At 36.0% G+C, this 17988-nt stretch carries 24 protein-coding genes; 15 read left to right on the top strand and 9 right to left on the bottom strand.

Annotation, left to right across the window (positions count from 1 at the left end; all coding sequences use genetic code 11):
• On the bottom strand, positions 1–280 hold a 280-nt coding region (locus BAQ44_RS14880), incomplete at its 3' end, for an exosporium leader peptide-containing protein (protein ID WP_116758369.1).
• Positions 281–445: 165 nt separating this feature from the next.
• Here BAQ44_RS14880 and BAQ44_RS14885 point away from each other — a divergent pair.
• The 10 genes from BAQ44_RS14885 (at position 446) to BAQ44_RS14930 (ending at position 8459) form a co-directional block, all read left to right on the top strand.
• Positions 446–1546, top strand: coding sequence for a glycosyltransferase (locus tag BAQ44_RS14885; protein WP_071722141.1), 1101 nt, complete (start codon positions 446–448; stop codon positions 1544–1546).
• A gap of 132 nt (positions 1547–1678) precedes the next feature.
• On the top strand, positions 1679–2368 hold the full coding sequence (locus tag BAQ44_RS14890; RefSeq protein WP_071722143.1) for a class I SAM-dependent methyltransferase: 690 nt from the start codon (positions 1679–1681) through the stop codon (positions 2366–2368).
• Positions 2365–3051 (top strand): glycosyltransferase family protein, encoded by a 687-nt coding sequence (locus BAQ44_RS14895; protein ID WP_063260255.1) that lies wholly within the window; start codon positions 2365–2367, stop codon positions 3049–3051. Before BAQ44_RS14890 ends, BAQ44_RS14895 begins: the two co-directional genes overlap by 4 nt.
• 12 nt (positions 3052–3063) lie before the next feature.
• The gene (locus tag BAQ44_RS14900) at positions 3064–3744 is read left to right on the top strand and encodes a glycosyltransferase family protein (RefSeq protein ID WP_063260256.1); all 681 of its coding nucleotides are present in this window, start codon (positions 3064–3066) and stop codon (positions 3742–3744) included.
• 14 nt (positions 3745–3758) lie between these two features.
• Positions 3759–4496: a sugar phosphate nucleotidyltransferase gene (locus BAQ44_RS14905; protein ID WP_061678749.1), complete on the top strand. Its 738-nt coding sequence runs from the start codon at positions 3759–3761 to the stop codon at positions 4494–4496.
• 8 nt (positions 4497–4504) lie between these two features.
• Positions 4505–5050 carry a dTDP-4-dehydrorhamnose 3,5-epimerase gene (rfbC, locus tag BAQ44_RS14910; RefSeq protein ID WP_061678750.1) on the top strand — a complete coding sequence of 182 codons (546 nt, stop codon included), beginning with the start codon at positions 4505–4507 and terminating at the stop codon, positions 5048–5050.
• Positions 5051–5066: 16 nt separating this feature from the next.
• Entirely contained in the window at positions 5067–6038 is a 972-nt protein-coding gene (gene rfbB / locus BAQ44_RS14915; protein ID WP_063260257.1) for a dTDP-glucose 4,6-dehydratase, read from the top strand.
• 11 nt (positions 6039–6049) lie between these two features.
• The gene (rfbD, locus tag BAQ44_RS14920) at positions 6050–6904 is read left to right on the top strand and encodes a dTDP-4-dehydrorhamnose reductase (RefSeq protein WP_063260258.1); all 855 of its coding nucleotides are present in this window, start codon (positions 6050–6052) and stop codon (positions 6902–6904) included.
• A gap of 109 nt (positions 6905–7013) precedes the next feature.
• A complete protein-coding gene (gene fabI / locus BAQ44_RS14925) occupies positions 7014–7784 on the top strand; it encodes an enoyl-ACP reductase FabI (RefSeq protein WP_002158869.1) in 771 nt (256 codons plus the stop codon).
• 141 nt (positions 7785–7925) lie between these two features.
• Positions 7926–8459 carry a spore coat CotO family protein gene (locus BAQ44_RS14930; protein WP_080467511.1) on the top strand — a complete coding sequence of 178 codons (534 nt, stop codon included), beginning with the start codon at positions 7926–7928 and terminating at the stop codon, positions 8457–8459.
• A gap of 60 nt (positions 8460–8519) precedes the next feature.
• On the opposite strand, the gene exsY is transcribed toward BAQ44_RS14930, so the two are convergent.
• Positions 8520–8978, bottom strand: coding sequence for an exosporium assembly protein ExsY (gene exsY, locus BAQ44_RS14935; RefSeq protein ID WP_061678754.1), 459 nt, complete (start codon positions 8976–8978; stop codon positions 8520–8522).
• 125 nt (positions 8979–9103) lie between these two features.
• Between exsY and BAQ44_RS14940 the strand changes: the two genes are divergently transcribed.
• Positions 9104–9463, top strand: coding sequence for a DUF1360 domain-containing protein (locus BAQ44_RS14940; RefSeq protein ID WP_000899662.1), 360 nt, complete (start codon positions 9104–9106; stop codon positions 9461–9463).
• A gap of 101 nt (positions 9464–9564) precedes the next feature.
• Positions 9565–9750 carry a hypothetical protein gene (locus BAQ44_RS14945; protein ID WP_061678755.1) on the top strand — a complete coding sequence of 62 codons (186 nt, stop codon included), beginning with the start codon at positions 9565–9567 and terminating at the stop codon, positions 9748–9750.
• 74 nt (positions 9751–9824) lie between these two features.
• Here the strand turns inward: BAQ44_RS14945 and exsF are convergent, their stop codons facing one another.
• The 6 genes from exsF to BAQ44_RS14975 all read right to left on the bottom strand — a co-directional run bounded on the left by exsF (position 9825) and on the right by BAQ44_RS14975 (position 15040).
• Positions 9825–10328, bottom strand: a complete 504-nt coding sequence (gene exsF / locus BAQ44_RS14950; protein ID WP_061678756.1) for an exosporium protein ExsF — start codon at positions 10326–10328, stop codon at positions 9825–9827.
• A gap of 167 nt (positions 10329–10495) precedes the next feature.
• Positions 10496–10963, bottom strand: coding sequence for a spore coat protein CotY (cotY, locus tag BAQ44_RS14955; protein ID WP_061678757.1), 468 nt, complete (start codon positions 10961–10963; stop codon positions 10496–10498).
• Positions 10964–11106: 143 nt separating this feature from the next.
• The gene (locus BAQ44_RS14960) at positions 11107–13173 is read right to left on the bottom strand and encodes an ATP-dependent helicase (RefSeq protein ID WP_000191180.1); all 2067 of its coding nucleotides are present in this window, start codon (positions 13171–13173) and stop codon (positions 11107–11109) included.
• Between the two features lie 99 nt (positions 13174–13272).
• Positions 13273–13695: a GNAT family N-acetyltransferase gene (locus BAQ44_RS14965; RefSeq protein WP_063260261.1), complete on the bottom strand. Its 423-nt coding sequence runs from the start codon at positions 13693–13695 to the stop codon at positions 13273–13275.
• Position 13696: 1 nt separating this feature from the next.
• Positions 13697–14215 carry a YjcG family protein gene (locus tag BAQ44_RS14970; RefSeq protein WP_061678759.1) on the bottom strand — a complete coding sequence of 173 codons (519 nt, stop codon included), beginning with the start codon at positions 14213–14215 and terminating at the stop codon, positions 13697–13699.
• A 93-nt stretch (positions 14216–14308) separates the two neighbouring features.
• Positions 14309–15040, bottom strand: coding sequence for an alpha/beta hydrolase (locus BAQ44_RS14975; protein WP_071722145.1), 732 nt, complete (start codon positions 15038–15040; stop codon positions 14309–14311).
• 203 nt (positions 15041–15243) lie between these two features.
• Here BAQ44_RS14975 and BAQ44_RS14980 point away from each other — a divergent pair, with 203 nt between their 5' ends.
• Positions 15244–16155, top strand: coding sequence for a DMT family transporter (locus tag BAQ44_RS14980; protein ID WP_063260262.1), 912 nt, complete (start codon positions 15244–15246; stop codon positions 16153–16155).
• A gap of 76 nt (positions 16156–16231) precedes the next feature.
• Positions 16232–16807, top strand: a complete 576-nt coding sequence (locus tag BAQ44_RS14985; protein ID WP_071722147.1) for a Crp/Fnr family transcriptional regulator — start codon at positions 16232–16234, stop codon at positions 16805–16807.
• Here BAQ44_RS14985 and BAQ44_RS14990 read toward each other — a convergent pair.
• On the bottom strand, positions 16797–17468 hold the full coding sequence (locus BAQ44_RS14990) for a DUF4386 domain-containing protein (RefSeq protein ID WP_071722149.1): 672 nt from the start codon (positions 17466–17468) through the stop codon (positions 16797–16799). The two genes, BAQ44_RS14985 and BAQ44_RS14990, sit on opposite strands and share 11 nt — an antisense overlap.
• An 87-nt stretch (positions 17469–17555) precedes the next feature.
• Between BAQ44_RS14990 and BAQ44_RS14995 the strand changes: the two genes are divergently transcribed.
• A complete protein-coding gene (locus BAQ44_RS14995) occupies positions 17556–17951 on the top strand; it encodes a PH domain-containing protein (RefSeq protein ID WP_071722151.1) in 396 nt (131 codons plus the stop codon).
• The last annotated feature ends 37 nt before the right edge of the window (positions 17952–17988 follow it).

The raw sequence follows: 17988 nt of genomic DNA on the forward strand, positions 1-17988 counted from the left end.
TAGGCCCAGTCGGTCCAGTAGGCCCAGTCGGTCCAGTAGGCCCAGTCGGTCCAGTAGGCCCAGTCGGTCCAGTCGGTCCAGTAGACCCAGTTGATCCAGTAGCTCCAGTTGGTACAGTTGGTCCAGTAGGCCCAGTCGGTCCAGTCGGTCCAGTAGGCCCGGTAGGAAGAGTAAACGGCGGTATTGGTGGTAATGTTGGTCCTACAAGATTAGGGTCAAATGCACTAGCTGATAAAGATTCATCGGGATTTAATCCATCTGAATAATTATTATTTGACATAAATTCACCTCCATAAAGCGTTCATTATATAGTAGATGCAAAACCGGAAGAAAATGACACGGACATTTGAATTATTGAAAAGAAATCTTAAACTACTTGTGAAAGTTAAAAAAATGGAAAGTTTATTGTATGTATAACATATGATTGATTTGGAAGAGGGTGATTATGTTGAACAAGCAAGGAATTACAATTAGTTTATGTATGATTGTTCGAGATGAGGAAAATACAATAGGTCGATGTTTAGACGCAGTAGAAAAAATTGTTGATGAAATTATTGTAGTTGATACAGGTTCTATTGATCGAACGAAAGAAATTGTAGCTCAATATACCTCTAACATATATGACTTTTCATGGATTAATGATTTTGCGGCAGCTAGAAATTTTTCTTTTTCGAAAGCAACGCAAGAATATATATTATGGCTAGATGCTGATGATGTGTTATTAGAAGATGCTCAAGAGGCATTGAACGTATTAAAAAGAGAATTAGATTCTAATGTGGATGCGGTTTCGATGCCTTATCATCTTGTAATGGATTCTAACGGAAAACCTTTATATTGTACAAAAAGATATCGACTTGTAAAGCGTGAAAAACAATTTCAATGGTTTGGAAAGGTGCATGAGTATTTAGCAGTTTTTGGTGAGACTTTTAATAGTGATGTTGCGATTACACATAAAAAAGAAAAGAAAGTAACGAACCGTAATTTGAAAATTTTTCAAGATACTGTAGCAGCTGGAGAAGAATTGAGTCCGAGAGATTTGTTTTATTACGCGAATGAATCTATGGATAATCAAAAATATGATGATGCAGTTCTACTATATGAAACCTTTCTTAATCAAGACGAAGGTTGGTATGAAGAGAAAATTTATGCTTGTGGTAAATTAGGAGATTGCTATGCAAAGCTTGGAATGTGGGAGAAGGCCGTTGAATCTTGTGTAAAGTCATTTCGGTATGATGTCCCTAGAGGAGAGAATTGTACAAGAATAGGATATGTATATATGGAACAAGAAAAATACAATGAAGCAATTTTTTGGTTTAAACTTGCAACAGAAGTGCCAATGGCAACAGAGAGTCCTTTTCACAGTCCAGCTAGCTACACATGGATCCCTTATTTACAAATGTGTATTTGTTATAGCAAGTTAGGAGAGCAAGATAAAGCTTATTATTACAATGAATTAGCAGCTTCTTATGTTCCGAATAATGCTGCAATTGAATATAACCGCAAATATTTTCGGAGTGTTTTTGATAAACAATATAAATCGTTATAGGTTGCTTTTTTTAGAAATGGCTTATCACGATTCTAACTATAATAGATTGGTTATATAGTAAAGTATCGGTACATGTATAGATTTCATATGAGGTTTATATATCAAATTCAATTTGCAGAAGGAGTGTGTGAAATGAATTCCCCAAAAAATTCTTTATATGAAGAAAAGTCTGGGCATTATTATAATGCAGTGAATCCGAATTTATTAAAGCATATAAAAAAGGAATGGAAAGAAGTTCTTGATATTGGTTGTTCGAGTGGTGCATTGGGAGCGGTCATAAAAGAAAACGGTACACGTGTATCAGGAATTGAGGCATTCCCAGAGGCGGCGGAACAAGCGAAAGAAAAACTAGATCATGTTGTTTTAGGTGATATAGAAACAATGGATATGCCGTATGAGGAAGAGCAATTTGATTGCGTTATATTTGGAGATGTATTAGAGCATTTATTTGATCCGTGGGCTGTAATAGAAAAAGTAAAACCATATATAAAGCAAAATGGTGTAATTTTGGCTAGTATACCGAACGTTTCTCACATCTCAGTATTAGCTCCCTTACTCGCTGGAAATTGGACGTATACAGAATATGGTTTATTAGATAAAACACATATTCGTTTCTTTACTTTTAATGAAATGCTACGAATGTTTTTAAAAGCAGGTTATTCGATTAGTAAAGTAGATCGTGTATATGTTGATCATAAAATATATGAACCGCTTATTGAAGAACTATATGGAATTTGTAAAAAATATCGTCTGGGAAGTGGCTTCATGGCTGAGACGGTTGTATTTCAATATATTATTGAAGCAGAAAAATCGCAATTATGAGTGCGGCAGAGAAAACGATATTATTTGTTACGTGTATAAATGATCGGAAACTGTATGCACAATGTGCGCGACATATATTACAATTGGCAGTTCCTCCAGGATACACGATACAATTTATGCCGATTCGAAACGCAGAAAGTATGACGAGTGGATATAATAAAGCAATTTCGCATCCAGCGAAATATAAAATATATATACATCAAGATGTTTTTATTGTAAATGTAGGTTTTTTATACGGATTACTTCAATTGTTTCAGGAACATGAACATCTTGGAATGATTGGTATGGTTGGAGCACAATATGTTCCTCCAAATGGAACGTGGAATATAGGCAGGGGAATTGTTGGGAAAGTAATTGGTTATATGAATGATTTATTTTATATGGCAAGTCAAGAAAAGCCGTACCATGAGTCAAAAACATTTATGCCAGTTGAATGTATTGACGGTTTATTAATGGCAACGCAATACGATATTCCGTGGCGAGAAGACTTGTTTGATGGGTTTGACTTTTATGATGTATCTCAATCATTTGAATTTAGAAAAGCTGGCTATACAGTTGGGGTTCCTGTACAGCGTGATGCGTGGTGTATTCATTATCATTTTGATGTGAATATGACCAACTATGAAAAGTATAGAAAGATATTTGTGGAGCACTATATGTCAGATGTAAATCAAGACGAATAGAGGGGCTACAAGATGAAGGATCATACAATATTAGTCGTTGTTTGTATAAATAATGAAGATTTATTTGAACAATGCGAGAAACAAATAAGAAATCTTTTTGTTCCCCCTGGTTATGTCGTACAAATTTTTCCGATACGAGATGCGAAAAGTATGGCAAGTGCATATAACCGGGCACTTTCATATCCCGCTAAGTATAAGGTTTATATACATCAAGATACTTACCTTATTAATCGAGAGATGTTTTATACACTCATTTCTCTTTTTAAAGATAACGAAAAACTTGGTTTAATTGGCGTAGCTGGTGCTCAGTTTTTACCGAGCAACGGGATATGGTGGGAAGGGAAAAATTTAGTGGGGAAAGTGATTGAGTACAGAAGACAAAATTATCAATTGTTAAATTTAGATCAGCTGTTTTATGGGAATCAATCATTTATGTCAGTTCAGGCAATTGATGGATTATTAATGGCCACACAATATGATATTCCGTGGCGAGAAGACTTGTTTCAAGGATTCCACTTTTATGATGTGTCGCAGTCTTTAGAATTTCAAAAGGCGGGTTATTTAATTGGTATCCCTAATCAAGCAAATTTATGGTGTATTCACTACAACGGGGATGAGTTTGATGCGGATACATATGAGAAATATCGGAAAGTGTTTGTAGAACAGTACAAAGATATACTATCTCCATCATAAGGGAGAGATGTAGGATGAAAGGAATTATTTTAGCAGGTGGAACTGGATCGAGATTATATCCAATAACGAAAGTAACGAATAAACATTTGCTTCCTGTTGGACGTTATCCAATGATTTATCATGCGGTATATAAGCTGAAACAATGCGATATTACAGATATTATGATTATCACAGGGAAAGAGCATATGGGAGATGTTGTTAGTTTCTTAGGAAGCGGTCAAGAGTTTGGCGTGTCTTTTACGTATCGTGTGCAAGATAAGGCTGGGGGAATTGCACAAGCATTAGGACTTTGTGAAGATTTTGTCGGGAAAGATCGTATGGTAGTTATATTAGGAGATAATATTTTTTCAGATGACATTCGTCCGTACGTTGAAGAGTTTGCAAATCAAAAAGAAGGTGCGAAAGTACTGCTGCAATCTGTAGATGATCCGGAGAGATTTGGCGTAGCGCACATTCAAGACAGAAAAATAGTTGAAATTGAAGAAAAACCGAAAGAGCCGAAAAGTTCCTATGCAGTTACAGGAATTTATTTGTACGATTCGAAAGTCTTTTCTTATATAAAAGAATTAAAACCTTCCGCAAGGGGAGAACTTGAAATTACAGATATCAATAATTGGTATTTAAAACGAGAGGTACTTACTTATAATGAAATGGGCGGTTGGTGGACTGATGCGGGAACTCATGTTTCTCTTCAAAGGGCGAATACGTTAGCACGGGATATAAACTTTGGTAAACAGTTTAACGGAGAATAGGTGAGAATATGAAAGTTGTAGAAACAAACTTTATCGACGCAAAATTGTTAGAACCGAGGTTATTTGGAGATGAGCGTGGCTTTTTTACAGAAAGTTATAATAAGAAGGTACTAGAAACATTAGGAGTTACGTATTCATTTGTACAGGATAATGTTTCTTATTCGGCAGAAGCGGGAACGATTCGGGGATTACACTTTCAAAAAAATCCGAAAGCACAAACGAAACTTATTCAAGTTATGCAAGGAGCAATCTATGACGTTATCGTTGATTTGCGAAAAGATTCACCAACTTTTAAACAGTGGAGAGGATATATTTTAAGCGCCGATAATCACCGGCAATTATTAGTGCCAAAAGGATTTGCACACGGCTTTTGTACACTTGTCCCGCATACGATTGTTATGTATAAAGTAGATGAGTATTATAGCGCTGAGCATGACTCAGGGTTACTTTGGGAAGATAAAGAATTAGCAATTCCATGGCCGGTAACAAGTCCTATTTTGTCTGATAAAGATCGAATATTACCGTTACTCCAGGAATGTGAAGATAGCTTTTGAGTAGGAGAGTTGTTATATGAATATATTAGTAACAGGTGGGGCCGGATTTATTGGAAGTAATTTTGTTCATTACATGTTACAAAGCTATGAAACATATAAAATTATTAATTTCGATGCATTAACATATAGCGGGAATTTAAATAACGTGAAGTCTCTTCAAAATCATCCGAATTACTCTTTTGTAAAAGGGGAAATTCAAAACGGAGAGCTGCTGGAGCATGTTATTAAGGAGCGTGACGTACAAGTAATTGTCAATTTCGCCGCTGAATCACATGTGGACCGTAGCATTGAAAATCCGATTCCTTTTTATGATACAAATGTAATTGGGACAGTCACCTTATTAGAATTAGTAAAAAAATATCCACATATTAAACTCGTGCAAGTATCAACAGATGAGGTGTACGGCTCTTTAGGGAAAACAGGGCGATTTACCGAGGAAACCTCGTTAGCTCCAAATAGTCCATATTCTTCAAGTAAGGCGAGCGCCGACATGATAGCTTTATCTTATTATAAAACATATCAATTACCAGTTATAGTAACGCGTTGCTCCAATAACTATGGACCGTATCAATATCCTGAAAAGTTAATTCCGTTAATGGTTACGAATGCGTTGGAAGATAAAAAATTACCGTTATATGGCGATGGATTAAATGTAAGAGATTGGTTACATGTAACGGATCATTGTAGTGCGATTGACGTCGTTCTGCATAAGGGACGTATAGGGGAAGTATATAACATAGGTGGAAATAATGAAAAAACAAATATAGATGTTGTGGAACAAATCATGACTCTCTTAGGAAAAACGAAAAAAGACATTGCGTATGTTACAGACCGTTTAGGACATGATCGTCGTTATGCGATTGATGCACAAAAGATGAAGAATGAGCTCGGGTGGGAACCGCAGTATACGTTTGAACAGGGGTTGAAAGAAACGGTGGAATGGTATGAACATCATATAGAATGGTGGAAACCACTAAAAGAAAAGTAAGGGGCATATAAATGAAAGAACGGATTATCATAACAGGAGCAAACGGTCAATTGGGAAAGCAACTACAAGAAGAGTTAAATCCTGAAGAATATGACATATATCCATTTGATAAAAAGTTATTAGATATAACAAATATATCCCGAATGCAGCAAGTGGTACAAGAAATAAAGCCACATATCATTATTCATTGTGCAGCGTATACGAAGGTTGATCATGCAGAGAAAGAACAAGATATTGCTTATGTAATAAATGCAATAGGAGCTCGAAATGTAGCGGTTGCTTCCCAATTAGTAGGGGCGAAGTTAGTTTATATTAGCACTGATTATGTATTTCAGGGCGACAGACCGGAGGGATACGATGAATTTCATAATCCGGCGCCGATAAATATATACGGAGCTTCTAAGTATGCGGGAGAGCAGTTCGTTAAAGAGCTACATAATAAATACTTTATCGTTCGTACATCGTGGTTATATGGTAAGTATGGAAATAATTTTGTGAAAACGATGATGCGATTAGGTAAAGAAAGAGAAGAAGTATCTGTTGTAGCAGATCAAATCGGTTCTCCTACTTATGTGGCGGATTTAAATGTAATGATTAATAAGCTCATTCGTACTTCTTTATACGGTACGTATCATGTGTCAAATAGAGGTTCATGTTCTTGGTTTGAATTTGCAAAAAAAATATTTTTGGATGCAAATATGAAAGTGAATGTATTACCTGTTTCAACCGAAGAATTTGGATCAGCGGCAGCGAGACCGAAATATTCTATTTTCCAACATAACATGCTACGATTAAATGGTTTTTCACAAATGCCCTCTTGGGAAGAAGGATTAGAGCGTTTTTTTATAGAAACAAAAAGTCATTAACAAAATTTAAGTTAATGACTTTTTTGTTTGCCTTTAAGAGGTTTTATGGTACTATAATTATAGTATCAGGTACTAATAACAAGTATAAGCAATTCTGGGAGGATATATCATGGAACTATTACAAGGGAAAACATTTGTTGTTATGGGCGTTGCGAACCAAAGAAGTATTGCGTGGGGAATTGCTCGCTCTTTGCATAATGCAGGTGCAAAATTAATATTCACATTTGCAGGAGAACGTTTAGAGAGAAACGTTCGTGAATTAGCGGACACATTAGAAGGACAAGAATCACTTGTATTACCTTGTGATGTAACAAATGATGAAGAACTTACAGCTTGCTTTGAAACAATCAAGCAAGAGGTTGGTACAATTCACGGTGTTGCACACTGTATTGCTTTTGCAAATCGTGATGATTTAAAAGGTGAATTTGTAGATACTTCTCGCGATGGATTTTTACTTGCACAAAATATTAGCGCATTCTCTTTAACAGCTGTAGCAAGAGAAGCGAAGAAAGTAATGACAGAAGGCGGAAATATTTTAACGTTAACATACCTTGGCGGCGAGCGCGTTGTGAAAAACTATAACGTTATGGGTGTTGCGAAAGCTTCATTAGAAGCAAGCGTGAAATATTTAGCTAACGATTTAGGCCAACATGGCATTCGCGTTAACGCTATTTCTGCAGGACCAATTCGTACGTTATCTGCAAAAGGTGTAGGCGACTTTAACTCAATCTTAAGAGAAATTGAGGAGCGCGCACCACTTCGTCGTACAACAACTCCAGAGGAAGTTGGGGATACAGCAGTATTCTTATTCAGTGATTTAGCACGCGGCGTAACAGGAGAAAACATTCACGTTGATTCAGGGTATCATATCCTAGGATAAATATAATAGTAATTTTTAAAGGACAATCTCTACATGTTGAGATTGTCCTTTTTATTTGTTCTTAGAAAGAACGATTTTTAACGAAAGTTCTTACCACGTTATGAATATAACTATAATAGTACACGATTTATTCAGCTACGTATGGAAGTGGGAGGGACGAGTGTGAAGAATAAAAATAAAAGTTCAACAGTTGGAAAACCGTTGTTATATATTGCGCAAGTCAGTTTGGAACTTGCTGCACCGAAAATAAAAAGGATTATCTTAACAAACTTTGAAAATGAGGATCGAAGAGAAGAAAGTAATAGAAATGAAAATGCTGTAAGTAGTGCTGTGGAAGAGGTAATAGAACAACAAGAGCAACAAGTAGAAGAAATAGAAGAAATAGAAGAAGAGGAACAAGTACAAGAGCAGCAAGAACAGCAAGAGCCAGTGAGAACAGTCCCGTATAATAAATCATTTAAGGATATGAATAATGAAGAGAAAATTCATTTTTTATTAAACCGCCCTCATTATATTCCAAAAGTAAGGTGCAGAATAAAAACGGCTACCGTTTCTTATATTGGATCGATCATCTCGTATCGTAATGGAATTGTAGCTATTATGCCACCAAATAGTATGAGAGATATTAGGTTAGCTATAGAAGACATCAAATCGATTGATATGGCCGGCTTTTAAATATGTAAAGGTGGTAGAAAGCTTCTACCACCCCAATAGTTTTTTAGTTCACTTTATTTATTAGATAGAAACGTCGCGTAAGCACTGGATCGCACAGAAACAGCTTAAATCAACAGTGATGCAAGTAGATGTTGATACTAGTCGTGCATTTGGTACAGCTAAAAACGTACAAATTGGGTCGTCGCCAGGTGGTACAGTAGATCCATCACCTAATACAACAGTTAACACACGTAGTACAGCACAGCTATCATCGTCTACACTTTCCACACGGAAAATTGGGGATTGGCAGCTAGTAAGGCTTGCAGATGGTGCAAATGCTTCAAATGGTGTTCCAGCTTTTGTGTATAAAATAAAAGGGCGTGTATTCGCTACTGATGCCGTGTTGTGTGCGCCTAAAAATGGAATTTCACAACCAGATCCACATGTTGTCGTAGAACAATCTTGTAATTCATTGATGAATTTTACAACGTCAACTACACAATGAGAAGAGCTATGGTGTTTATTTTCGTTACAACTCATTAATGTCACTCCTTATCTTCTTGTTTGTATTTACATTAATAAGATATTGGAGTCGAGGAGATTTGGTCACAATCTCAAGACCTTTTTTTTTAAATAGGCGAAAGAAGATAAGGGAAGGTGGAATCATGCTGTTTACAAGTTGGCTTTTATTTTTTATTTTCGCGTTAGCTGCTTTTAGGCTCACTCGTTTAATTGTTTATGATAAAATTACAGCCTTTTTGCGGCGACCGTTTATTGATGAATTAGAGATTACAGAGCCGGATGGAAGTGTATCAACTTTTACAAAAGTAAAAGGTAAAGGATTAAGGAAGTGGATTGGCGAATTATTAAGCTGTTATTGGTGTACAGGTGTATGGGTTAGTGCTTTTTTATTAGTTTTATATAATTGGATCCCTATCGTTGCAGAGCCGTTACTTGCATTATTAGCTATTGCAGGTGCAGCAGCAATTATTGAAACGATCACAGGATATTTTATGGGAGAATAATATATTTTTATAATATGAGAGAAAGCGGAGTTTAAAAGAATGAGGGAACGGAAATAAAGAGTTGTTCATATAGTAAATAGACAGAATTGACAGTAGAGGAGATGTTTGCTGTGAGCAATAATCCAAGGCAAAATTCATATGACCTGCAGCAATGGTATCATATACAGCAACAACACCAAGCGCAACAACAGGCATATCAAGAACAATTACAGCAACAAGGATTTGTGAAGAAAAAGGGATGTAATTGTGGGAAAAAGAAGAATGTAATAAAACACTATGAAGAATGAAACACTCATGTTACTGTGAGTGTTTTTTATTATATATAAAAAGCGGTATTTCAAAGGAGAAATACCGCTTTTTACTAGCTAATTTGTGCAACTGTTAATGCTGCAGCACGGATGTCCACAGTTCCAAGCAGTTCAACTGGTACAATTTGAATTAAGTCACCAGGGTTTAAGTTAATAAGAATAACACCACTGGATACATCTACTTCACCAGTACCAATAACGTTAGAACGAACAGCTGTACCTGATCCAGGAATAATGTTAGCCGGCGTACCTAATGATAAGAAGAAACGACCAGCTTCTGGTGCTGTAGGAACGTTATCAAGACTAATTGTTAATGTATAACTGATTTGATAAATACCAGCTACTTGAATTCGAATGCCATCTCCGACACTTACTGTATTGTTTATTACAGGAACAGTAATGTTTGGGTTTGGACTTACGCTAGGTAATAGTAATGGTGTGAATAATGAAGCGAACTGAGGGCCGGAAGCGTTGAAAGCAAAACCGAAGGCAGGTAGTGTACTAGCTGGTTTCGCCTCACAATCAATGTTAGGAAATTCGCAATCAGAAGAGAACATGTTTTTCACTCCTTTATCTGTTTCTACTTTTAGTTAATGAAAGGGACAGGTTCTATGTTCTAGACAAGTTCCCAATTTTATGAAAAATACATAATAATACCTTTTAAGCATGGATTGGGTGGCAGAAAACTCTGCCACCCAATCCATGCTTAAATTAGTATTCAGTTTTATATAGAAACATCGCGTAAGCATTGAATAGCGCAGAAGCAACTTAAATCAACAGTAAGACAAGTGGAGCTTGATACGAGTCTTGCATTTGGTACAGCTAAAAACGTACAAATTGGGTCATCACCAGGTGGTACAGAGGTACCATCACCTAAAACTACAGTCAATACACGCAATACAGCACAGTCATCATCATCTATACTTTCTACGCGGAAAATTGGAGATTGGCAGCTAGTAAGGCTTGCAGATGGTGCAAAGGCTTCAAAAGGTGTTCCAGCTTTTGTGTATAAAATAAAAGGACGTGTATTTGCTACTGATGCATTGTTATGTGCACCTAAAAATGGAACTTCGCAACCAGATCCACATGTTGTCGTGGCACATTCTTGTAATTCATGTATAAAACGAACGACATTTGATACACAATTGAAATCAAAATCATGTTGATTATCTTCGTTACAATTGCAGCTCATTATGTTCACTCCTTATCGTGAGTTCTGACATACACTATTACAATATGAATGGGATATGGTTGATATTACGTTAATTCTTATGATGAAAACAGGGAATTTATATAGTAGGGATGTACATAATGCAATATGAAAAAAAGACATCCTTATTTAGTGGATGTCTTTTCAGGTAAATCTTTTCGCGCAGTATATAAAAAACGAGAGATATCTAATTTTTTTCCTCTGAAAAATTGTGGAGAGGAAATGTAAAGTTCTTCTTTCGCACGTGTAATTGCGACATAAAGTAATCGACGTTCTTCTTCTAAAGCTTCAGAAGTCTCTGTAACACGATCATTGGCATCTTTTAAAGAAGAAGTATGGGGGAGAATACCATCGCTCGCTCCAAGTAAAAAGACGCATGGAAATTCAAGACCTTTTGCGTTATGAATAGACATAAGCGAAACAGCATTTTTTTCCGGCATTGTTTTTAATGCTTCCATTTCTTTTTGACCTTGAATTGCTTCATCAATAAATTGTAAGTATGCTGGAATATCGGTGAAACGAGTTGCAGACTCCATTAATTCTTCTAACATTTCTTCTTGTATATCTTTATGCATCGTAAAGGAAGAGCGATCATTACTTTGTAAGTACTCTAAATACTTTCCTTTACCATGAATAATTTCTTTTAATGCTTTTTTCGGTTCTAATTCTTTTATAAATTTAATAAAATCGATACGCTCATTTACCTTTTTCACTTGAAAAGGTTTTAAGCTCGGATTTAATAATAAGAAATGAAGAAGAGAAGGGAAACGGCCCTCACCATATTTCCATTGTTCACGCTCAATAAATGAAATACAATCATCACGCCCAATATACATCGTTGGTAATATATTGGAAAGTGATTCTAATCGAAACGGTTCAATCACGAGTCTTAAATGATCTAATACAGGCTTAATTAAAGAATGTTCATAAAATGATTGACTCGCCCCGTGCTTAATAAACGGGATTTTGTGAATGGTAAGCTGATCAAGTAAAGAACGGCTTACAGAATGTGTGCGGTACAGTAAACAAAAATCTTTAAAGTTACGTTCGCCGCTATCTACTTTTTCTTGAATGAGCTGCAAAATTTGATTTGCTTCATCAAGAGTCGTAGCAGGTCTTGCGTAAAAAGGTTGTACACCTTCTTCGCGCACAGAATATAGCTCTTTATCAAAACGTTCTTGATTTAGTTTGATAACTTCATTTCCAAGTCCGACGATAAAAGGATTGGATCGATAATTTGTATTCAGTGCGATAATCGTAGTGTTATCAAATTCTTTTGGAAAAGATAAAATAATTTGGTGACTTGCTCCTCGCCAACCGTATATCGCCTGGTCGTCATCACCTGCGATAAATAAATTATTTCTTGGCGTGGCTAACAATTTTACAATTTCATATTGTGCATACGATGTATCTTGGAACTCATCTACTTCAATATAGTGGAAACGTTGTTGTAATTGGGTAAGTAAAGGAGCGTTATTTTCTAACATATAATACGTTTCTAATAAGATGTCATCGAAATCAATATAATTATATCGTTGTTTCACTTCTTCAAAACGCTCGTATACTTCTTTAAATTCTTGTTCAACGGGTGTTTTTGCTTTTACATCTTTCGGACGATTCAATTTGTTTTTCTCAAGTGAAATCATAGCGAGCATCGTTTCAGCATCATAATCGTCTTTTAAGCGTAACTCTTTTAAAATTTTCTTTATCATAATTTGCTTATGTTTTTCATTTGCTAAAATTTGCTGATTATATCCTTGACTACGAAGCAATTTTAAAAAGACAGAGTGGAATGTACCAGCAACAACGTAGCTACTTGCAGCACGATTCATACCTGGTAAATTCGCTACACGATTTCGGATTTCTTCAGCTGCTTTTTGTGTAAATGTAAGCAATAAAATATTGCGCGGATGAACTTGTTTTACATTTACTAAATAACCTACGCGAGTTGTTAAAACAGACGTTTTCCCGCTTCCAGCACCAGCTAATGTAAGGACAGGGCCTTCTGTCGTTCGCACGGCTTCTAATTGTTTTTCATTTAAAAATACATTTTGTTGCTCGAGCGCGCGGAAATACGCTGCATCCGCATCTTCTTCCATAATTAAATGGGTAGATGTTTTCGGAATATGATATGTTGCACGCGGAATATCAGCGTGCGTTAATGATTTTTGTGAAAATTTTTCTTGTGTCATATATTCACCTTCAAAACTATAGCATCAACATTTAACTTTAGCGGAAGAAAAAGAAAATAGCAATGTAAAAAACAGGAGGGGATACCTCCTGTTTTCAAATTACAATTCTTTTATCATAACGATGTGAGGAATATTTGCTTCCATGAATACATCAGAATTTGTTACATATCCAAGTTTCTTATAGAAATCTTCAGCATGTGTTTGGGCGTGCAGCTTTAATTTTGGTAGCGAGTTTTCCTTCGCATACGCTTCAAGTGCATCCATAACAATTTTTCCAATGCCTTTTTTACGATGGGAAGCCAGTACGCAAATGCGTTCCATTTTTCCTATTCCATCCAGTATGCGAAAACGACCAGCGCCAACTGGAACATCATTATCATATATAACAACGTGTGTTGAAGCTTCTTCAAACTCATCATACTCTTCTGCAGCAGAAACTTGTTGTTCATTCACAAATACTTGCTTACGTACAGAGAATGCGTCTCTTAGTTGTTCGTCCGTTTGTACGATCTGTGCGTGCAAATTAGTTGTGCCCCTTTCCAAGGTGGAATGTTTCGTGTACAGTCCATGTTCCATTTTCTAATTGATATAGAAGATGGAAGCGATCAATTGGTTGTTCATAATAGAAATCTTTCATACGTAATCGACCTAATACATCAGCATGCTCTGCATCTGATAAGCCTTGTCCGATTGTTAAATGAGGTACGAAAGCATATTCGCGTTCTTGTGTAAAGAATTCACTATGCATTTCTTCATTTAAGAAAGTAAGTTCAGGTGTTTTTTCTACTTTAAAATAAAGAACATTATTAACAGGTGCGAATGAACCAACTTTTCCGACGTGAAGGGTGAAAGGGTTCGTTTTACTTGCGATTGTATGTAACTCGTTTACAATCGATTCTAAGTGTTCATCTTGCGTCTCAAAGGGTGTTTTCAATGTAATGTGTGGCGGAACTAATGCGTAGTGCGGATCATAACGTTTACGCAATCCGTTCGCTTTATCTTGAATCATTTTAGATGGAAAAATTACAATGCCTAATTTCATGTTCCAATTCCTCCCTTTGTAAGTCTAGTTAGATTTTGAGAAAAACAAATCTCTCTGTCTATTATATCAAATTATTCTGAATACTGCTCTCTGTTATTTCATTGATAGAATATGAGAGAAAGCTTTCGGTAAATCAGTTTGCCAATATTTCCACGTATGGTTACCTTCAAACTCCTCGTAATGCGTGTTGAAATTCCTATCTGTCAGAAGCGTATTAAGCTCACGGTTCGGCCCTACGAAATCAGATACTTGTCCATCGGTGCGCTGTACAGCTGTTTCTTCTGTCCCAATGATGTGATAAAGGTCTAGCGCCTCCGGATTTTTGAAGTCTTTTGCTAAGTTCATCACTGTTTCATCCACAAATGGTGATTGCATAACGACTTTACCGAATGTATGCGGATACATAAGTGCAGTCATGAAGGAAACTGTTCCGCCAAGAGAATCACCAATTAACACACGACCTTTTCCCATTTGGTACGTTGGATAATTTTCATCGATATATGGTGCAAGCTCATGAGCAAGGAAACGAATATACGCAGCGTTTTTCACGTCATTTGGGAAATATTTTTCTTTACGATCGTGTACATTTTTATATGGAATACCGACAATAATTGTACGGTCAATTTCTTCAGTTTCACGAAGGCGCTCAATTACACGGTGCGCTTTACCAAGCTGAAAATAATCTCTACCATCTTGTGCAATTACAACTGTATGTTTGTGCAGTGGTGTGTAATTTACCGGTAAGTAAACGAGAAGTGTAACATCTTCTTGAAGTGATGCACTATAAAATGAAATTTCTTCAATTCTCCCGATTGTTTGATTCATGTAGATCCCCCTAAATAAAAATTTACTGTAATGATTGTAAGAGCGACGCTTGTAGTGAAAAAGCAAGAAATATTCACTAATAGGTGCTTTCGTTTCTATTTTACCATAATGGTACGAAGAATCTAAAAAATTAGTATTTAAGTTATGAAAGAAAACGGATATAATGAAGTGGGATTTTTGACAGGTGAGAGGGGAGACGGAATTTGAAACAAGAAAGATCAATCGCACTACCGTTAGCCATTTCCATTATAGCCATTTCATTCGCAGCAGTTTTTGTAAAGATGTCCTCAGCACCATCTTCCATATTAAGTATGTACCGATTATGGATTATCGTACTTATTATGCTGCCTATCGTTTGGAAGAAGCGGGAAGAATTTAGTAAGATTCAACTAAAAGATTGGGGATTTTTAATTGGATCTGGTTTCTTTTTAGCACTTCATTTTCTATTATGGTTTGAATCTTTAAAGCATACGACAGTTGCTAGTTCGACGATTATTTTAGCGCTTCAACCAATCGTATCTTTAGTTGGAGGTTTTTTCTTATTTAAAGAAAGAACAACATACTCAGCTATTGCAACAATGGGAATTGCGATATTAGGCGTAATGTGTATTGGTTGGGGAGATTTAGGGCTAAGTGAACAAGCAATTTATGGAGATATATTATCCTTTTTAAGTGTAATAGCGGTTGTCGGTTATTTATTTATCGGGCAAACGACAGTAAAGAAAGTATCACACTGGATTTACAGCTTTACAGTTTTTGCATTCGCAGGTATTTTTATGGGGATTTATAATATAGTGTTGCAAGTGCCTTTTACAGGTTATACGAAGTGGGATTGGACCGTTTTTCTTTTACTTGCGGTTGTTCCGACAGTGTCACACGTCATTAATAATTGGTTATTAAACTACGTAAATGCAACAACAATTTCAATGAGTATTTTAGGAGAACCCGTTGGAGCATCTATACTAGCGTTCTTCTTACTCGGTGAAAGACTAAATGTAATGCAAATTATCGGTAGCATGCTCGTATTGTTTGGTGTATCTGTTTTCTTACTACAGCAACAAAAACGAACAGCAAAAAATGTAGTAAACGAGCCGGCGTATACACAGGAATTATAATGTTAGAGGAGAAAAGAGAAGTTGTGATACTTCTCTTTTTGTTTTATAGAAATACAGAGGAAGAAGGGGGAGGAAAATGGAAGAAATATTAAAGCAGTATATGCAGAAACTTACAACACTAAGTGAAGAAGAGCAGCACATGGTCCTCAGTGAATTACAAATTGAAAAATATAAAAAAAGAACAGTGCTCCTAAGGCAAGGAGATGTCCCTTCGAAATGTTATTTTGTATTAAAGGGATGCATTAGGCAACATTGTATAGATGAAACAGGGAAAGAGGTTACATCAAATTTTTATACAGAAGAACAAGCAATCGTAAATTTTAATCATCATAAACAAGATAAATCATCCCCGCATACGTTAACGTGTTTAGAAGATTGCCTAGTTGTAGTTGGCGACCTGCATAGTGAAAAGGACATGTATAAGAAATATTCACAATTAGAAGAAATGACACGGCAAATGATTGAATATAACTTCGGTGAGGTACAAGAAGAACTTTCCTTATTTATTGCATCGACACCAGAAGAGCGCTACAAATCATTATTACAAAAACGACCTCATTTAATCAATCGTGTTCCTCAATATCAATTGGCAAGTTATCTAGGTATTACGCCAGAATCATTAAGCAGAATTAAGAAAAGACTCAAACAGTAGCGTTTTTTCCACCTTTAATCAATAGCCATATACTAAATCCGAGTTCACCTGCAATCATTGGCAATTGGAACAGTGTTTGTATGATTGAAATCACCGTATCATATTGTGAAAACATCGTATTCATGACGTGAATGACGATATAACCGATAGACGCGAAGAATAGTAGTATACTAATCCATTTCGGTATATGTTTAGATAGAAAAGCTACATAACCTAAAACGAAAAGATGTAAACCGAAAATGATTAGCCCTACAGACCAAATGTATTCGAATGCACTGAGAGACAACATCACATATGTTTCTGGATTCGCAATCGTACTTTTTGAAAGTAGCAATGCCAATATTAGATTGAATATGGCGATTCTAAGTATCGCTGTATACATAAGACGAAGCAAGGTAGCTAGTAATGAGAGGCTAGTATGAATCGGTTTTAGAAAGAAATAAAGAGCCCATGCGGCGATAATATCAGTAATGAAAATGATAATCCAACCGAAGATTTCCGCTTTGAAAAGTGAATGTGAAGTTTGGATATTATGGAATGTTGCGCTTGCATCTTCTTGTACAACGAGATTTCCATGAACAAAGCCGTAAGAAAAAAATGCAATGAATGCCATAACAAGAAGAGAAAAGCCAGCAAATAAGGCATACTTTCGTTCAGTCATAATACGTCCTCCTATTCTAATGTTGTTTTCATTGTAAAAGGGAAGAGGAGGAGAATCATTGACTTAAATCAAGAGAGGGGAAGTGTAATGGAATTTCCATCAAAAAAAGATGTATGGTTATATCCGATTTTTTTCGTTGTCATTGGAGCGTGTTTTGCTCCCTTATTTGCAGGGAGAGAGTATTTTCTTTTATTTTTTACAATTCCATTAGCCATATTATTTATTTGGAGTTGGTTTTCGACAAGATATATCGTCGGAGAAGAAACAATTACGATTAAATCCGGTTTCGTTAAAAAGCGCATATTTATACGAGATATAAAACAAATTTCAAATACGAAAAATCCAGTAGCAGCTCATGCCTTATCATTTGATCGACTTGAAATTATTTATGGATCACATCAAACAGAAATTATTTCTCCTAAAGCTAAAGAGCAATTCATCAATCTCGTTACAAGTAAAAATTCATACATTGAAACAAAGTAAAAGAGTGGCTACGTAGCCACTCTTTTACTTTGGATTT

Origin of the sequence: Bacillus mobilis (genome assembly GCF_001884045.1) — a bacterium.
In the GTDB taxonomy this organism is placed as follows: Bacteria; Bacillota; Bacilli; order Bacillales; family Bacillaceae_G; genus Bacillus_A; species Bacillus_A mobilis.